Annotated in this window: 17 protein-coding genes; 11 read left to right on the top strand and 6 right to left on the bottom strand. The window is 66.5% G+C overall.

The window, feature by feature from the left end; genetic code table 11:
• The first annotated feature begins 265 nt into the window (after positions 1–265).
• Both murI and ccmE read left to right on the top strand, forming a co-directional pair.
• Entirely contained in the window at positions 266–1,078 is an 813-nt protein-coding gene (murI, locus tag ACXAJT_RS11515) for a glutamate racemase (RefSeq protein WP_475235419.1), read from the top strand.
• A 202-nt stretch (positions 1,079–1,280) separates the two neighbouring features.
• On the top strand, positions 1,281–1,736 hold the full coding sequence (ccmE, locus tag ACXAJT_RS11510; protein ID WP_475235417.1) for a cytochrome c maturation protein CcmE: 456 nt from the start codon (positions 1,281–1,283) through the stop codon (positions 1,734–1,736).
• Positions 1,737–1,948: 212 nt separating this feature from the next.
• Here ccmE and ACXAJT_RS11505 read toward each other — a convergent pair whose 3' ends face one another.
• The 4 genes from ACXAJT_RS11505 to xth form a co-directional block, all read right to left on the bottom strand.
• Complete coding sequence (locus ACXAJT_RS11505) at positions 1,949–2,449, bottom strand: GNAT family N-acetyltransferase (RefSeq protein ID WP_475235415.1); 501 nt, start codon at positions 2,447–2,449, stop codon at positions 1,949–1,951.
• 14 nt (positions 2,450–2,463) lie between these two features.
• A complete protein-coding gene (grxD, locus tag ACXAJT_RS11500) occupies positions 2,464–2,829 on the bottom strand; it encodes a Grx4 family monothiol glutaredoxin (protein WP_475235413.1) in 366 nt (121 codons plus the stop codon).
• A gap of 61 nt (positions 2,830–2,890) precedes the next feature.
• Positions 2,891–3,133: a BolA/IbaG family iron-sulfur metabolism protein gene (locus ACXAJT_RS11495; RefSeq protein WP_066100688.1), complete on the bottom strand. Its 243-nt coding sequence runs from the start codon at positions 3,131–3,133 to the stop codon at positions 2,891–2,893.
• Positions 3,134–3,257: 124 nt separating this feature from the next.
• Positions 3,258–4,067, bottom strand: a complete 810-nt coding sequence (gene xth / locus ACXAJT_RS11490; RefSeq protein ID WP_475235412.1) for an exodeoxyribonuclease III — start codon at positions 4,065–4,067, stop codon at positions 3,258–3,260.
• Between the two features lie 318 nt (positions 4,068–4,385).
• Here xth and ACXAJT_RS11485 point away from each other — a divergent pair, with 318 nt between their 5' ends.
• From ACXAJT_RS11485 to ACXAJT_RS11455, 7 genes are all read left to right on the top strand, one after another.
• Positions 4,386–4,973 carry a hypothetical protein gene (locus tag ACXAJT_RS11485; RefSeq protein ID WP_475235410.1) on the top strand — a complete coding sequence of 196 codons (588 nt, stop codon included), beginning with the start codon at positions 4,386–4,388 and terminating at the stop codon, positions 4,971–4,973.
• Between the two features lie 76 nt (positions 4,974–5,049).
• Positions 5,050–6,165, top strand: a complete 1,116-nt coding sequence (locus ACXAJT_RS11480) for a DUF6902 family protein (protein WP_475235408.1) — start codon at positions 5,050–5,052, stop codon at positions 6,163–6,165.
• Entirely contained in the window at positions 6,162–7,046 is an 885-nt protein-coding gene (locus tag ACXAJT_RS11475; protein ID WP_475235407.1) for a DMT family transporter, read from the top strand. Before ACXAJT_RS11480 ends, ACXAJT_RS11475 begins: the two co-directional genes overlap by 4 nt.
• A gap of 187 nt (positions 7,047–7,233) precedes the next feature.
• A complete protein-coding gene (gene alaS, locus ACXAJT_RS11470; RefSeq protein ID WP_475235406.1) occupies positions 7,234–9,909 on the top strand; it encodes an alanine--tRNA ligase in 2,676 nt (891 codons plus the stop codon).
• Between the two features lie 39 nt (positions 9,910–9,948).
• Entirely contained in the window at positions 9,949–10,236 is a 288-nt protein-coding gene (locus tag ACXAJT_RS11465; protein WP_475235404.1) for a DUF1330 domain-containing protein, read from the top strand.
• Positions 10,236–10,523 carry a DUF1330 domain-containing protein gene (locus tag ACXAJT_RS11460; RefSeq protein WP_224902932.1) on the top strand — a complete coding sequence of 96 codons (288 nt, stop codon included), beginning with the start codon at positions 10,236–10,238 and terminating at the stop codon, positions 10,521–10,523. The genes ACXAJT_RS11465 and ACXAJT_RS11460 overlap by 1 nt, the downstream gene beginning before the upstream one ends.
• 14 nt (positions 10,524–10,537) lie before the next feature.
• Complete coding sequence (locus ACXAJT_RS11455) at positions 10,538–11,002, top strand: MOSC domain-containing protein (protein WP_475235403.1); 465 nt, start codon at positions 10,538–10,540, stop codon at positions 11,000–11,002.
• A 144-nt stretch (positions 11,003–11,146) separates the two neighbouring features.
• Here the strand turns inward: ACXAJT_RS11455 and typA are convergent, their stop codons facing one another.
• Both typA and ACXAJT_RS11445 read right to left on the bottom strand, forming a co-directional pair.
• Positions 11,147–12,964, bottom strand: a complete 1,818-nt coding sequence (gene typA / locus ACXAJT_RS11450; RefSeq protein WP_475235401.1) for a translational GTPase TypA — start codon at positions 12,962–12,964, stop codon at positions 11,147–11,149.
• Positions 12,965–13,026: 62 nt separating this feature from the next.
• The gene (locus ACXAJT_RS11445) at positions 13,027–13,356 is read right to left on the bottom strand and encodes an SMR family transporter (protein ID WP_475235398.1); all 330 of its coding nucleotides are present in this window, start codon (positions 13,354–13,356) and stop codon (positions 13,027–13,029) included.
• 235 nt (positions 13,357–13,591) lie between these two features.
• Between ACXAJT_RS11445 and ACXAJT_RS11440 the strand changes: the two genes are divergently transcribed.
• Entirely contained in the window at positions 13,592–14,293 is a 702-nt protein-coding gene (locus tag ACXAJT_RS11440) for a hypothetical protein (RefSeq protein WP_475235393.1), read from the top strand.
• Between the two features lie 11 nt (positions 14,294–14,304).
• Positions 14,305–16,038, top strand: a complete 1,734-nt coding sequence (locus tag ACXAJT_RS11435) for a methyl-accepting chemotaxis protein (protein WP_475235392.1) — start codon at positions 14,305–14,307, stop codon at positions 16,036–16,038.
• The last annotated feature ends 29 nt before the right edge of the window (positions 16,039–16,067 follow it).

Raw genomic sequence — 16,067 nt, 5'->3', positions numbered from 1 at the left:
CGGTGGCAAATGCGCCGCCTCGCCGCTTCGTCTAGATGCAAATATCCCGGGGGTGCGGGGGCAGCGCCCCCGCCTTGCTGCCGCGCGTCGAAGGCACCGAACGATGTCGTGAGCGCGCCGCAGGCTGCAATGGATCTCCCAGCCAAAGCGCCGTAAGACCGATTCCCAAGGCTTCCGTCACGCGACTCGCGCGGCGGACATCCAAGGCAGACCGGCAAAGCCCGGCTGAATGCAGGCGCGCAACGGCGCGGCAAGGAGGGCAGAGATGGCGGTGGGCGTATTCGATTCCGGGCTCGGCGGGCTGACGGTGCTCGACGCGGTGGCCAAGCGGCTGCCCGAGGTGCCCTTTGTCTATTATGCCGACAGCGCGCATGCGCCCTACGGCGTGCGCGATGCCGAAGACATCTACAACCTGACGGTCGAGGCGGTGCACAATCTCTGGAACGCCGGCTGCGATCTGGTGATCCTTGCCTGCAACACCGCCTCGGCGGCGGCGCTGCGACGCATGCAGGAGGGCGGTCTGCCGCCCGGCAAGCGCGTGCTGGGGGTCTTCGTTCCGCTGATCGAGGCGCTGACCGAGCGCCAATGGGGCGACAACTCGCCGCCGCGCGAGGTTGCCGTGCAGCACGTCGCGCTCTTTGCCACGCCGGCCACCGTGCGCGCCCGCGCTTTCCAGCGCGAATTGGCGTTCCGCGCCATCGGTGTCGACGTCGAGGCGCAGGCCTGCGGCGGTCTGGTGGATGCCATCGAAGACGGTGACATGATCCTTGCAGAGGCGCTGGTGCGCAGCCACGTCGAGGCGCTGAAGCGCAAGATGCCCGAGCCGCAGGCGGCGATCCTCGGCTGTACGCATTACCCGCTGATGCAGGAGGTGTTTCAGGAGGCGCTGGGGCCGGAGGTGAAGGTCTACTCGCAGGCCAATCTGGTGGCCTCGTCGCTGGCGGATTACCTGCAGCGTCATCCTGACATGTACGGACCGGGCCGCGAGAGCCGCTTTCTGACCACCGGTGATCCGCGGAAAGTATCTGTGCATGCCACGCAGTTCCTGAAGCGGCCGCTGAGCTTCGAGAGCCTCTGAGGTCTGCGGCCCTGCGCGACAGAGGCGGGGGCGCTGCCCCCGCACCCCCGGGATATTTTCGTCTAGACGAAGAGGACGGGGCGCAGAGGTCAGGGCGCAGAGATCTGGGCGCGGCGCGGTGACGCAATTTGATTTGGAACAGTTCTCTTGGCGGCTTAAGATGCCATATAGGGAGAACGGCATACGTGCTGAGGAGTGAAGAATGGGTCTCAAATCGCTGAAGAAGCAGCGGCGCATCCAGATCGTCGCACTGGCGGCAGTGGCGCTGGCGGTGTCGACCGCGCTGATCGGCTACGCCATGCGCGACGGGATCAACTTCTTCCGCTCGCCCAGTCAGGTCGTCGACGCGCCGCCCTCGCCAAGCGAGACCTTCCGCATTGGGGGGCTGGTCGAAGCCGGGTCGCTGGTGCGCGGTCAGGGACATGAAATCAGCTTCTCGGTCACCGATGGCGGGGCTTCGGTGCCGGTGGTGTTCGCCGGTGTGCTGCCCGACCTGTTTGACGAGAACCAAGGCATGGTCGGCACCGGGCGCTATGTGGACGGGGTCTTTCAGGCGACGGAAATTCTTGCCAAACACGACGAGACTTATATGCCCAAGGAGGTCATTGATGCGCTGAAAGAGCAGGGCGTCTACGAGGAGCCGACCCCCGAAAGCTGACATTGCGCACAGCTTTCTTTGCGAGGCGTCCCGGGCGGGGCGCCTTTTTTGTGCCTTTGTGGACAGATGGTGTCGGCAAAGCGTGGCGATCGGCTTGCCGCCCTTGCCCCCCTTGGCGGTTGGCGGCCGGTGCGCTGGCACCGCCGAAACAGCGGCGAGGCGCTTGGACCGAGGCGTCAGGGCCGCGCCCGCAGTGGCCGAAGCGGCGTGCCTTAGGTCGCGCGCTCGTAGAAGCACAGGTGCGGCAGCGCCGCGTCGGGCACGGGCTGGTAGGGGCCGCGTTCGGCAAAGCCGAGCCGGGCGTAGAGCCGCCGCGCCGCGCTCAGCGTCTTCATCGTGTCGAGCCTGAGCAATGGCACGCCCTTGACGCGGGCGCACGCAGCCAGTTCCTCCATCAGCCGCTGCGCGAGCCCGTGCCCGCGTGCGGTGGGGGTGACGTACACGCGCTTGATCTCGAGGCTGCCGTCGGCCAGCGGCTGCGACATGGCGCAGCCCGCCGGCGTGCCATCGAGCCGCGCCAACAGCACGGCGTCATGCTTGCCGGGCAGAGCCTCCAGCAGATCAGTATATGCAGGGTCGGGGTAGAGCAGCGTCACCAGCGCCGGGGCGTCCGGGTGGTGGTCGCGCAGGTCCTCGCGGTAGGCGAGGCACAGGGTGCGCACGGCGGCGAAATCCCGGGGATCCGCCGCCGCGCGAATGTCGATCTGGCTCAAGCGAGCAGCCGCGGTCAGCCGTTGGCTTCGCGGATCTTCTCGGCGGCGTCCTTGTCGTAGGTGACGCCGTTTTGCTCGAACAGGCTGTCGAGCTCACCCGAGAGGGTCATCTCGGTGATGATGTCGCAGCCGCCGACGAACTCGCCTTTCACGTAAAGCTGCGGGATGGTCGGCCAGTCCGAGTAATCCTTGATGCCCTGACGGATGGCGTCATCGGCCAGCACGTTCACGTCGACATACTCGACGCCCATGTAGTTGAGCACACCGGCCACGCGGCTGGAAAAGCCGCACTGGGGCATGGTCTTGGTGCCTTTCATATAGAGCACCACGGCGTTGGCTTTCACCGTCTCTTCGATCTGGGTGGTCGCTTCGGTCGTCATCTCGTGTCTCCTGTCTGCGCGCGCCGGGGCGCTACGGCACGGGCGCGCGGCGTGGAATGGTTTAGTCCGGGGCTTTCGTGGTGAGCGCCAGCGCGTGCAGCTCACCGTGGTTGCCGTCCATCTTGCCCTTCAGCGCGGCGTAGACCGCCCGCTGCTGCTGCACGCGGTTCTGGCCGCGGAAACTTTCGTCGATGACCTCGGCGGCGTAGTGATTGCCGTCGCCGGCAAGGTCGGTGATGGTGACTTTGGCCTCGGGAAAGGCGGCGCGGATGAGCTGTTCGATCTCCGTCGCTTCGATTGCCATGTGGGCGGACTCCGCTGTCTTACTGTTCTACTCAGATGTAAGACGGGTGCCGCGCAGGTGCAAGCATGGCCCGTCGCTTGGCACGGGGGCAAAGGCCCCGTGTTCTAAAGGCGCTGCGTTTCGCTCAGAGTGCCAGCTCGACCCAGACCGGCACGTGGTCCGACGGTTTGTCGCGGCCGCGCACATCGCGGTCGATGCCGCATTCAACCATCAGATCGGCGCAGGCGGGGGTCATCAGCACGTGGTCGATGCGGATGCCGTTGTTCCGCTGCCAAGCGCCGGCCTGATAATCCCAGAACGAGTAATGCCCCGGCCCCTGCACGCGGGCGCGGAACGCCTCGGTGAAGCCGAGGTTGAGGATGCGGCGGAACGCGTCGCGGCTCTGCTGCAGGTACAGCGCATCCTTCTCCCAGGCCTGCGGCTTGGCGGCGTCCTCGGCCTGCGGGATGATGTTGTAATCGCCCGCCATCAGCGCCGGGGTTTCTTCGGCCAGCAGGTCCTGCGCGCGGACGTGCAGCCGGTCCATCCAGTCCAGCTTGTAGCCGTATTTGCCGTCCCGGATCGGCTGGCCCTCGGCATCGAACTCCACCGGGTTGCCGTTCGGCAGGTAGAGCCCGCACAGGCGCAGCGCCTCTTTCTCGCCGACCACCGTCGCCTCGATCCAGCGCGCCTGCTCGTCGCTGTCGTCACCGGGCAGGCCGCGGCGCACGTCTTCGAGCGGATGCTTCGACAGGATCGCGACGCCGTTGAAGCCTTTCTGGCCGTGCGTCTCGACGTTGTAGCCGCGCTCTTCGATCAGGTCGCGCGGGAAGGCTTCGTCGACCGACTTGATCTCCTGCAGCAGCGCCACGTCGGGCTGCACCTCGTCGAGCCAGTCGGTCAGCGCGCCGATGCGCGCCTTGATGCCGTTGATGTTGAAGGTGGCGATCTTCATCTGGTGCCCTCCGCAAGTTGCGCAACCTATCGCCCAAAGCCGAGTCGGGAACAAGGGCAGGGCGTCAAATCCGAGGGGATTCGGGGCCCCTGCGAATCGAAAATTCCCAGGTTCGATGACGCAAAGGAAAGCATCCCCAGAAAATTTCTTTCTGTGGGCAAGTCGTATTGTTGCGTCAGGCAGTATCACTGTGGCGTATTGTTTCTGTGAGCAACTCCGGTATAATGCAACTCAGGCAAGAAACTATATTGCCTGAAGCAAGTTTGCCGGGAAACCCTGAAGCACGATTTCAGTGCTTATCCAACCAGGGAGTTTCCTATGTCCGCTCTGCTTAAGACTTTTATTGCCTCCGCCCCTCACACCGCTGCCGAAGCGGACCTGTTCTCCGGCGAGGGCTGCTCGCTGTTCACTTCGGGTGCCGCGCCGCTGGCGCAAGCTGACGCTCTCGAGGGGGCGGGGCTGGAAATGTTCACCTCCGGCGCCGCGCCGAGCCTGTCCGAGACCGCCGCCGGTGACGCGGTGGAGTTGTTCACTTCGGGTGCGGCGCCGGTGCGCGGCGAAACCGCCGCAGGCGAGGGCGTGGCGCTCTTCACCTCCGGCGCCGCGCCGCGCCAGTCCGAGACCGCTGCCGGTGACGCGGTGGAGATGTTCACCTCGGGTGCGGCGCCGGTGCGCGGCGAAACCACCGCAGGCGAGGGCGTGGCGCTCTTCACCTCCGGCGCAGCGCCGAGCCTCTCCGAGACGGCCGCCGGTGACGCGGTGGAGTTGTTCACCTCGGGTGCCGCGCCGGTGCGGGCCGAGACAACCGCGGGCGAGGGCGCTGCACTTTTCACTTCGGGCGCGGCGCCTCTGCGCTCGGAAACCGCAGAAGGTGAGGCAACAGGTCTTTTCACCTCGGGCGCCTGATCCCCCGAACTGCTCGCGCGGGCGCTCAGGAATGGCGCCCGCATGACCTAATCCCATTTTATCGAGATCCGTTGCCATGTCCGCGCCAGTGCCTTCCGCTTCCCCGTCACCCGCTGCAAATGTCATTGCCTTCCCGCCGTCGCGCGGGCGCCAGACACCGGGCGCGGGCGCCGCAGACCTGATTGATTGTTTTGCGCGGCATCGGCGGCGGACCGAGGACGTGTTCTGGTTCAAGGAAAACGCAGAACTGCTGAACATTCTCGAATGCACCGGGGCGGAGGTGCCGGTGCAGGCGCTGGCGGTGCATGATGACTTTTATCAAGGCGCCGAAGACCGGCTGGCGTTCTTCCCGCAGTATTACCGCTTCCTTCTCTCGCTGGTTCTCGACCTTGAGGACCTGGGCCTGGAGGATCTGGGCCTGCGCGGCGAGGCAGGGCTGCGCATGGCCGATCGCATTGCCAAAGATGCGCTGCCGGAAGCCGAGCTTTCGGACCTGCAGCGGATGGAGGCCCGGCGCCTGCTGGCGCGACGGGGCATAGCATGCGGTGCTGACGATCCGGGGCTCGAAGACCGCCTGCGCGATTTCTGCGCCCGCACGCGAAACTTCACCCTGCCCAACAAGAAAGCCGCCTACGAGCTCACGCATATCGTTTTCTATCTCAGCGAATACGGTTGCCGCGATCCACAGTTGCCGCCCGAGGCGCTGATGAGCCTGCAGTTCGCCGGCAACCTTGCCTACCTTGAACAGAACCCCGATCTGCTGTCAGAGGTCTGCATCGCCCTGCGGTACGCCGCAGAGACGCCGCCCGCGCTTTGGACCCTCTGGCTTGGCCAGCAACTTCGCGACTTCTCTATAGAAGAGGGCGCGCAGATGTCGGTGCAGGACGACTACCACGATTTCCTCGTCTGCAACTGGCATGCCGCGGTTGCGGGCCGGACCGCGTTTGAAATCCCCGCCGGGACCGGGCGCCGGCGGTTCCTGCGCGGCCCGCAGCAGGGAACGCCGCTGCGCGAGCTGTCGCAGGCACTGCTCGCGGTGGGCACCGAGCGCTCGCCCGACTGGCCGCTGATGCGCCGCCGCATGGGGCGGGCGCTGTCGCCGCAAGTGCTGGGGCTGCTCGATGAGATGGCCGAAGGGCTGGAGCATTTCGGCGCATTCTTTGCGGGCTTCGCCCGGGCGGGGCAGCGGTGAGCGGCGGGCGTTCGGCGCTGCTCGGAGCGGGGCTTGTCGCGCTTTATACCGCGCTCATCGCCGCCGCCGACGGGATCACCAAGCTGATTGCCGGCGGCTACGCGGCGCCGCAACTGTTTGCGCTGTCTTCGGCGCTGGTGCTGGCGTTTGCCATGTGTACAGCGCGCCCCGAGGGCGTGCGCCGCTCGTTGGCGGTGCGTTGCCGCCGCACCATGGCGCTGCGCGCGGTGCTGACCGTGGTCGCCGCGATTGGCTTTTTTCAGGCCTTCCGCCTGCTGCCCTTCGCCGATGTCTTCTTGTTCATCGGCCTGATGCCGCTTGTGGCCGCCGCGCTCTCGGGCCCGGCGCTCGGCGAGCCGGTGCGCCCCGCCGCGTGGCTGGCGCTTGCGGTCGGTGCCGGGGGCATCTTGTTTCTGATGCCCGAAGGCCGCGTGGCGCTTGATGCCGGTCACGGCTGGGCGTTGCTGGCGGCGCTGAGCGGCACCGCCTCGATGGTCGTCGCCCGTCGCATCGCGAAGCGCGAGCGCAAGCCGCTGGCGCAGGTGTTCTGGCCCAATCTCGCTTTGGCGCTGAGCATGGGGGCGGCGCTGCCCTTCGTCTGGCAGCCGATGCCGCTGGCCGATGTGCTTTGGGTGGCGGGCTACGCGGTGTTCCTGTTCGGCGCGCGGGTCGTCTCGGTCGAGGCGCTGCGGCTGCTGCCCGCCTTCGTTGCCACGCCGCTGATGAACCTGCAGTTCGTCTGGATGGTGCTCATCGGCTTTTTCGGCTTCGGCGAACTGCCGACGCTGGGGGCCATGCTGGGCGCGGCGCTGGTGATCGGATCGGGCCTGTGGCTGGTCGCCGACGAGGCGCTGCCCGTGCGCCGGGTGCGGCGGGCCTAAGGCGCCGATCTCCATCCCTCGCGGGCGGGTGCCGCGCTGGCCGCATGGGGCCAGCGCCGCGATGCCGCATCCGCGCAACGCTTTTCGCCGGCGGCTTATGGAGCTTTTCGCCGGCGGCTTATGGACAGGCGGGGGATGGAGATATACACCCGAGCGGAACCCGCAGACGAGGCGCAAGAGAACACCCATGCCCACGCTGAACGACATTCGCTCGACGTTTCTGAACTACTTCGCCAAGCAGGGCCACGAGATCGTGCCTTCGAGCCCGCTTGTTCCCCGCAATGATCCCACGCTGATGTTCACCAACTCCGGGATGGTTCAGTTCAAGAACCTGTTCACCGGCGTCGAACATCGCGACTACACCCGCGCCACAACCGCGCAGAAATGCGTGCGCGCCGGTGGCAAGCACAACGACCTCGACAACGTGGGCTACACCGCGCGCCACCACACGTTCTTCGAGATGATGGGGAACTTCTCCTTCGGCGACTACTTCAAGGCAGAGGCGATCCCCTTTGCTTGGGAGCTGATCACCAAAGAGCTCGACATTCCCAAAGAGCGGCTTTTGGTCACCGTCTATCACACCGATGACGAAGCCGCCGACATGTGGAAGAAGGTCGCCGGCCTGCCCGACGACCGGATCATCCGCATCCCCACCAACGACAACTTCTGGATGATGGGCCCGACCGGTCCCTGCGGCCCCTGCACCGAGATCTTCTTTGATCACGGCGACAAATACTGGGGTGGCCCTCCGGGTTCGCCCGAAGAAGACGGTGACCGCTTCGTGGAGATCTGGAACCTCGTTTTCATGCAGAACGAGCAGTTCGAGGACGGATCCATGCGCGCGCTTGACATGCAGTCGATCGACACCGGCATGGGCATCGAGCGGGTTGCGGCGCTGCTTCAGGGCACCAACGACAATTACGGCACCGACCTCATCCGCTCGCTGATCGAGGCGTCGGCAGATGCCACCTCGACCGATCCGGACGGGCCGGGCAAGACTCACCACCGGGTGATCGCCGACCACCTGCGCTCGACCTCCTTCCTGATCGCCGATGGCGTGATGCCCAGCAACGACGGCCGCGGCTACGTGCTGCGCCGGATCATGCGCCGCGCCATGCGCCACGCGCACATGCTGGGCTCGAAGGATCCGGTCATGCACCGGCTGGTGCCGGCGCTGGTGCGCCAGATGGGCGCCGCCTATCCCGAACTGCACCGCGCGCAGGCGCTGATCGAAGAGACGCTGAAGCTGGAGGAAACCCGCTTCAAGCAGACCCTCGACCGCGGGCTGAAGCTGCTCGACGACGAACTGGTCGGCCTGACCGAAGGTGCCAAGCTGCCGGGCGAGGCGGCGTTCAAGCTCTATGACACCTACGGCTTCCCGCTCGACCTGACGCAGGACGCCCTGCGCGAGCGTGGCCGCGAGGTCGACACCGAGGGCTTTGACAAGTCCATGGCCGAGCAAAAGGCCAAGGCGCGCGCCGCATGGTCCGGCTCGGGCGAGGCCGCCGATCTGGCGATCTGGTTCGACATCGCCGAAGAGCAGGGCGCCACCGACTTCCTCGGCTACGACACCGAGACCGCCGAGGGCCAGATCCTCGCACTGGTCAAGGATGGCCAAGCGGTCGACAAGCTGGCGACCGGTGAAAGCGGCTGGGTGGTTCTGAACCAGACGCCGTTCTACGGCGAAAGCGGCGGTCAGGTCGGCGACACCGGCTGGCTGCGCCGTCTGGAGAACGAGGACGATCAGGCCGAGGTCACCGAAACGCAGAAACTGGCGGGCGGCAAGATCACCGGCCATATGGTCACCGTCAAGTCCGGCACCTTCTCGAAAGGGGACGCGCTGGGGCTGGATGTGGATCACAAGCGCCGCGGCAAGATTCGCGCCAACCACTCGGCGACCCACCTGCTGCACGAGGCGCTGCGCCGCGCGCTTGGCGATCACGTCGCGCAGCGCGGCTCGCTGAACGCGCCGGAACGCCTGCGCTTCGACTTCTCGCACACCAAGGCGCTGACCGCCGAGGAAGTGGCGAAGGTCGAGACCGAGGTGAACGCCTTCATCCGCCAGAACTCGGCGGTGAGCACTCGCATCATGACCCCCGACGACGCCCGCGCCATCGGCGCGCAGGCGCTGTTTGGCGAAAAATACGGCGACGAGGTGCGCGTGGTGTCGATGGGCACGCTGGCCGGCTCGGGCAAGGGCTCGGACGGGCAGACCTATTCGCTGGAGCTCTGCGGCGGCACCCATGTCGCCCACACTGGCGATATCGGCATGTTCGCCCTGACCTCGGAAACCGCGTCTTCGGCGGGGGTGCGCCGCATCGAGGCGCTGACTGGCGACGCCGCCATGGCCGAATTGCGCGGCCGCGACAAGGCGCTGTCGGGCATCGAGTCGCTGCTCAAAGTGTCGGGCGAAGAGGCTGTGGCGCGCGTGTCGGCGCTGCTCGACGAGCGCCGCAAGCTGGAGAACGAAGTGGCCCAGCTGCGCCGCGATCTTGCCATGGCCGGCGGGGCCGGGCAGGGCGGCGGTGACGCGCGCGAGGTGAACGGCAAGAAGTTCGTCGGCCAGGTGCTGTCGGGCGTCTCGGGCAAGGACCTGCCGCCGCTCATCGACGAGCACAAGTCGCGGCTCGGCTCGGGCGTGGTGCTGCTGATCGCCGACACCGGCGGCAAGGTGGCCGTCGCTGCTGGCGTGACCGAGGACCTGACGGGCTCTGTCTCGGCGGTGGATGTGGTCAAGGCGGCGGTCGCGGCGCTCGGCGGCAAGGGCGGCGGTGGCCGTCCTGATCTCGCCCAGGGTGGTGCCAAGGACGCGGCGCAGGCCGAGGCGGCGATCGCCGCAGCCGAGGCCGTGCTGGCGGGCTGATCGCGCGCCACCACAGCAACCCGAGGGAGGAGGACCTGAATGACTGCCTACGTTATCGCGCGCATCGACGTGACCGATTACGAGGAATATGCCGTCTATGCCGGCCAAACCATTGCGCTCGCCGAGAAATTCGGCGGGCGCTTTATCGTGAAGGGCGGCCCGCAGAGCTTTGTCGAAGGCGACGGGCCGGGCCGTCACGTGGTGATAGAATTTCCCAGCCGCATCGCCGCCGAGCGCTGGTACAACTCTCCCGAATACCAGCGAATCCTGCCCACCGCGCTCAGCGCGTCGAAGCGGGATCTCGTCATCGTCGAAGGAATGAACTGATGCCCGCACTCTGGATCGCCCATGTCACCGTCTCCGACGAAGAGGCCTATGGTAAATACGCCAAGCTGGCAGGCCCGGCGATTGCCGCGCATGGCGGGCAGTTCATTGCCCGTGGCGGGCGCTTCGTGCAACTCGAGGGCAAGGAGCGCCCGCGAAATGTCGTGGCGAAATTCCCCTCGGTCGAGGCGGCAGAGACCTGCTATCATTCGCCCGAGTACCAAGAGGCCCTGAGCCACGCGCGCGGCGCCTCCGAGCGTGAACTGCTGATCGTCGAAACCTCCGAGTGAATCCAAGTGGCCCGGTGAGCCTCAAGGCTCTTCTGGAAACCCATCACGCGCCGGGCCGTCTCGACTGGATCGGCCTGCGCGCCGAGCGCCTCGCGCCGCTGCGCCCGGTGGCTGAGGCGATGATCTCCGAGGCCGGGCTGGAGGGCGACCATAGCCGCCCCGGCAAGCGCGCCGTCACGCTCATTCAGGCCGAACACCTGCCTGTCATCGCCGCGCTTTGCGGGCATGAGGTGCTTGCCCCCGAGGTGCTGCGCCGCAACCTTGTCATCTCCGGCATCAACCTCTCGGCCCTGCGCGGACGGGAGGTGACCCTCGGCGAAGCGCGCCTGCGCTTCACCACCGTCTGCGCGCCCTGCTCGCGGATGGAAAAGGCGCTGGGGCGGGGTGGCTACAATGCCATGCGCGGCCACGGCGGCTGGTGCGCCGAGGTGATCCGGCCCGGTGCCATCACGCTCGGCGCCAGATTCACGCCCGTCTAAGAACCGCCCGCGCGGGCGCAAGACCTGCAAGAACACAGACAACAAAAAAGAGCGGCCCCTTAACAGGCGCCGCTCTGCATCTTCTTCTCTTGCCAAATACGTTGGGGGTCCGGGGGCGAAGCCCCCGAAGCCACGCCGCGTGGCTTACTGGCTCTTGGCCATCCGCTTGCGCTCATGCGGGTCGAGGTAGCGCTTGCGCAGACGCACCGCGTTCGGTGTCACTTCCACCAGTTCGTCGTCGTTGATGTAGGCGATGGCCTCTTCCAGCGACAGGGTGACCGGGGTGGTCAGACGCACGGCTTCGTCGGTGCCCGAGGCGCGGACGTTGGTCAGCTTCTTGCCCTTCAGCGGGTTCACTTCCAGATCGTTCTCGCGGCTGTGCTCGCCGATGATCATACCCTGATAGACCGGGGCCTGCGCGCCGATGAACATCTTGCCACGGTCCTCGAGGTTCCACAGCGCATAGGCCACGGCCTCGCCGTTCTCCATCGAGATCAGGACGCCGGCGCGGCGGCCTTCGATCGGGCCCTTGTGCGGGGTCCAGCCGTGGAACACGCGGTTCAGCACGCCAGTGCCGCGGGTGTCGGTGAGGAACTCACCGTGGTAGCCGATCAGCCCGCGCGAGGGCACATGGCCGACGATGCGGGTCTTGCCGGCGCCGGCGGGCTTCATCTCGACCAGCTCGCCCTTGCGCGGGCCGGTGAGCTTTTCGATCACCGCGCCGGTGTATTCGTCATCGACGTCGATGGTGACTTCCTCGACCGGCTCGATGCGCTGGCCGTCTTCTTCCTTCATGATCACCTGCGGGCGCGAGATGCTGAGCTCAAAGCCCTCGCGGCGCATGTTCTCGATCAGAACGCCCATCTGCAGTTCGCCGCGGCCCGAAACCTCGAAGGCTTCGCCGCCGGGGGTGTCGGCGATCTTGATCGCCACGTTGCCCTCGGCTTCCTTCATCAGGCGCTCGCGGATGACGCGCGACTGCACCTTCTTGCCATCGCGGCCGGCCAGCGGGCTGTCGTTGATGCCGAAGGTGACGGTGATGGTCGGCGGGTCGATCGGCTGCGCATCGATGGGATCATCCACCGCCAGCGCACAGATGGTGTCGGCCACGGTCGCCTTGGTCATGCCGGCGAGCGAGACGATGTCGCCTGCCAGACCTTCCTCGATGTCGGCCTGCGCAAGACCACGGAACGCCTGCACGCGGGTGACGCGGAACTGCTCGATCTTCTGGCCGACGCGGCTGATCGCCTGCACCGTCTGGCCAACCTTGACCTTGCCGCTTTCGATGCGGCCGGTCAGCAGGCGGCCCACGAAGGGGTCAGAGCCCAGCGTGGTCGCCAGCATGCGGAAGTCTTCGTCCTGATGCTTGATCTGCTTCGGGGCGGGGACGTGGTTGACGATCAGGTTGAACAGCGCCGAGAGGTCCTTGCGCGGCCCGTCGAGATCGGCGTCCGCCCAGCCGTTGCGGCCCGAGGCGTACATATGCGGGAAGTCCAGCTGGTCTTCGTCGGCGCCCAGCGAGGCGAAAAGGTCGAAGCACTCGTCGAGCGCGCGGTCGGGCTCGGCGTCGGGCTTGTCGACCTTGTTGAGCACCACGATCGGACGCAGGCCGAGGGCGAGCGCCTTGGAGGTGACGAATTTGGTCTGCGGCATCGGGCCTTCGGCCGCGTCCACCAGCAGCACAACGCCGTCGACCATGCTCAGGATACGCTCGACCTCGCCGCCGAAGTCGGCGTGGCCGGGGGTGTCGACGATGTTGATGCGGGTGTCTTTCCACTCCACCGAGGTCGGCTTGGCGAAGATGGTGATGCCGCGCTCGCGTTCGAGATCGTTGCTGTCCATGGCGCGCTCGGCCACGGCTTGGTTCTCGCGGAACGCGCCGGACTGTTTGAGCAGCTCGTCCACAAGCGTGGTCTTGCCATGGTCAACGTGTGCGATGATCGCGATATTGCGCAGGTCCATAGGAATGCCTTTGAAGGGAGGTTTGCGCGCGGGTTATCCGGGGAAGGGACAAATTGCTAGCCCTAATGCGGCGAGGCGCCCGAAAACAGGTGAATCACAAGGATCCCGGCAACAATCAGCCCTATTCCGAGGATCGCCGCGAGGTCTAGCTTCTGGCCAAAGGCCACCAGCCCGATGATCGAAATGAAGACGATCCCGAGCCCCGACCACATGGCATAGGCGAGCCCCACCGGCATCGACCGCAGCACCAGCGCCAGCAGGTAGAAGGCGGCGGCATAGGCCACCACGACGATCACCGAAGGCAGCGGCCGGCTGAACTGCTGGCTGGCCTGCAGCGCGGCGGTACCGATGGTTTCGGCAAGCACGGCGAGGGCGAGGGTCAGATAGGGCATGAGAGTCCTCCGAAAGCGGGTTCGCGTCCCTTCTGGCCCGCCGCGGTGGCCGCTGCAAGCTGGTCGTCGCGCCTCGCGGGAGGGCGGCAGAGGCCGGGGTGCGCGGCGTTGGACGATGATCACTCGGAATGAGCCGCGTTCATGCGGAGCGGGCGGAAAAGCCGCCGGTTTTAACCGGACGTGAGGAAATCGGCCTTAGACGAGGGGGAGTGCCCTTTCTTTGCGGAGGTTCGACATGACCGCCACCGGCGTTTGCCTGCCCGGATTTGCACAGCATCGCCCGCCCCGTGCCCGTATGGCCTCCGAAGACGCCATGGCGCGTCAAGACGCGGCCGCCGTCGCGGCGCACGGGCGAAGACCCCTCTGGACCATCGCAGCACTGGTGGCTGTGGCGCTTTGCTGCGCCGCGCCGGGGCGCGCGCAGCAGATCGACACCGCCGCCCTCGAGGCGGCGATCGATGCGCATATCGCGCCGCTGCGCAGCGATCCGCAACTGATCGAAGCGCTGCGCACGCAGAACGCGCGGACCGCCGCATATGACGCCCCGCGGATCGAGCAGCTCGACGCAGACTGGCGCGCAGAGATCGGAGCGGCAGACAGACCAACGATTGCGCCGGTAGTGGGCAACCCGGTGTCGCAAATGCTGCGCGCCCGCGCGCAGGCCTCGGACGGGTGGGTCACCGAACTGCTCTTGATGGACGCCCGCGGCCTCAACGTGGCGGTCTCGCAGGTGACCTCGGATTTCTGGCAGGGCGACGAGGCGAAGTTTCTCGAAACCTATCCGCGCGGCGCCGAGGCACGGCATGTGGGCCCGGTTGAGTTCGACGATTCCAGCCAGCTGTATATGGTGCAGATCTCGATGACGGTCGCCGATCCGCAAAGCGGCGCACCGCTTGGCGCGCTGACGGTCGGGGTCAATGCGGAGATGTTGCAATGAGGGCCGGGGCGTTGCGTATACTCCGCGCGGCCAAAGGCCTGCGCCTGCCGGGGTCGGTGGCGCTGAAGATCGCGGGTCTGCTGGTATTTTCCACGCTTGTCGTTGCGACGGTGGTGGCGTGGCAGGCGTGGCGGCTCAGCGACAGGGTCACAATGCTCGGGCTCGCCGCGACAGCCCGGCAATCGGTCGAAGCCGCCTCAGCGACCCTTGGCCCTGCCATGCGCTTTGGCGACACGCAGCGCATGACAAGCCTGCTGGAAAAGCACGTGGACAGCAGCGGCGCGGACCTCATCGGTGGCTTGGCTGTCGGCAGCGACGGTGCCATTCTCGCGCAGGCCGGGGCGCTCGAAGGGCTTCAGACACAGCTGCAATCGCTGGCGAGGGCGGCGCTGGACAGCGGTGAACTGCAACAGGCTCAAGACGGGCGCTTCGTCGCGGTTCCGGAAAGGCTGCCGGGGCAGGCGCAACCACTGGGCGCCGTCGCCGAGGTCTGGAGCGATGCTGGCCTGCGCGCGGCGACCGCGGGCGATCGGCAGCTCATGCTGCTCAGCGCTGCGGGCAGCCTTGTGCTGCTGATCGTGATGGCCCTGATCTGGCTGCGCAGAGCCGTGTTGCGCCCGCTGTCCGCGCTTCAGCAGGCGATGGCACGGGTCGCGGCAGGAGACTACGAAGTCGAGCTTTCCATGGTGGGCCGCCGCGACGAGTTCGGCGAACTGGCCCGGCATCTGGCCGATCTGACCGAAACACTGGGGCGCGGGCGCGACGCGCAAGAGGCGCGCGGCCGGGCGCATGAAGCGCAGAACCGCGTTGTCCGCCATCTCAGCGAGGCGCTGGACGAGCTTGCGCATGGCTCGCTCGAACACAATATCCGCGATCTATTTCCCGAAGAATACGAAGAGCTTCGCGGCAATTATAACCGCGCTGTCGATAGCTTGCGGGCGGCGATGCATGACGTTCATTCCGGCGCGCTCAACATCCATGGCAGCGCCGAAGAGATTGCCCGCGCCTCGGATGACCTGTCCCGCCGCACGGAAACACAGGCGGCGACCCTCGAGCAGACCGCCGCTGCCCTGGATGAGATGCTTTCGAGCGTGCGGGACGCTGCGCAATCGGCCCGCGATGCGGAAAGCAGCGTGCAAACCGCCTCGAAACTGGCGGATCAGAACGGCGAGGTGATGCGCTCCGCGGTCGAGGCGATGGGCGGCATCGAACGCAGTTCTCAGCAAATCAACGAGATCATCGGGGTGATTGATGACATCGCGTTTCAGACTAACTTGCTCGCGCTGAACGCTGGGGTCGAGGCCGCACGCGCAGGCGAATCCGGCAAAGGCTTCGCGGTGGTCGCCTCGGAGGTGCGCGCACTGGCGCAGCGCAGTTCTGACGCGGCGCAGCAAATCAAGACGCTGATCAGCGGTTCGGCAGATCAGGTGCGCGACGGTGTCGAACTGGTGGAACGCTCGGGTGAGGCGCTGAGCGAGGTGGTGGCGCAGGTCGGACAGATCTCGGCGCTGGTAAGCAATATCGCTGGGGTCGCATCGGAACAGGCGCAGGGGCTCACCGAGATCAACACCGGCGTCAGCAATCTCGACCGCGTCACACAGCAGAACGCTGCGATGGTCGAAGAAAGCACCGCCGCGGCCCACATGCTGCGCGGGGATGCCGGAAAGCTGTCTGACCTGATCCAAGGGTTCCGCCTCGGTACGACCGCTGCGGCGCCATCGCCCACGAAAAGCGCGGCTTCGTGAACAAGCAGGGTCGGGGCTCATGGCACAAA

It is taken from the genome of Salipiger sp. ABF4_146 (assembly GCF_056161345.1).
This window is presented reverse-complemented; position numbering and strand designations above follow the sequence as displayed.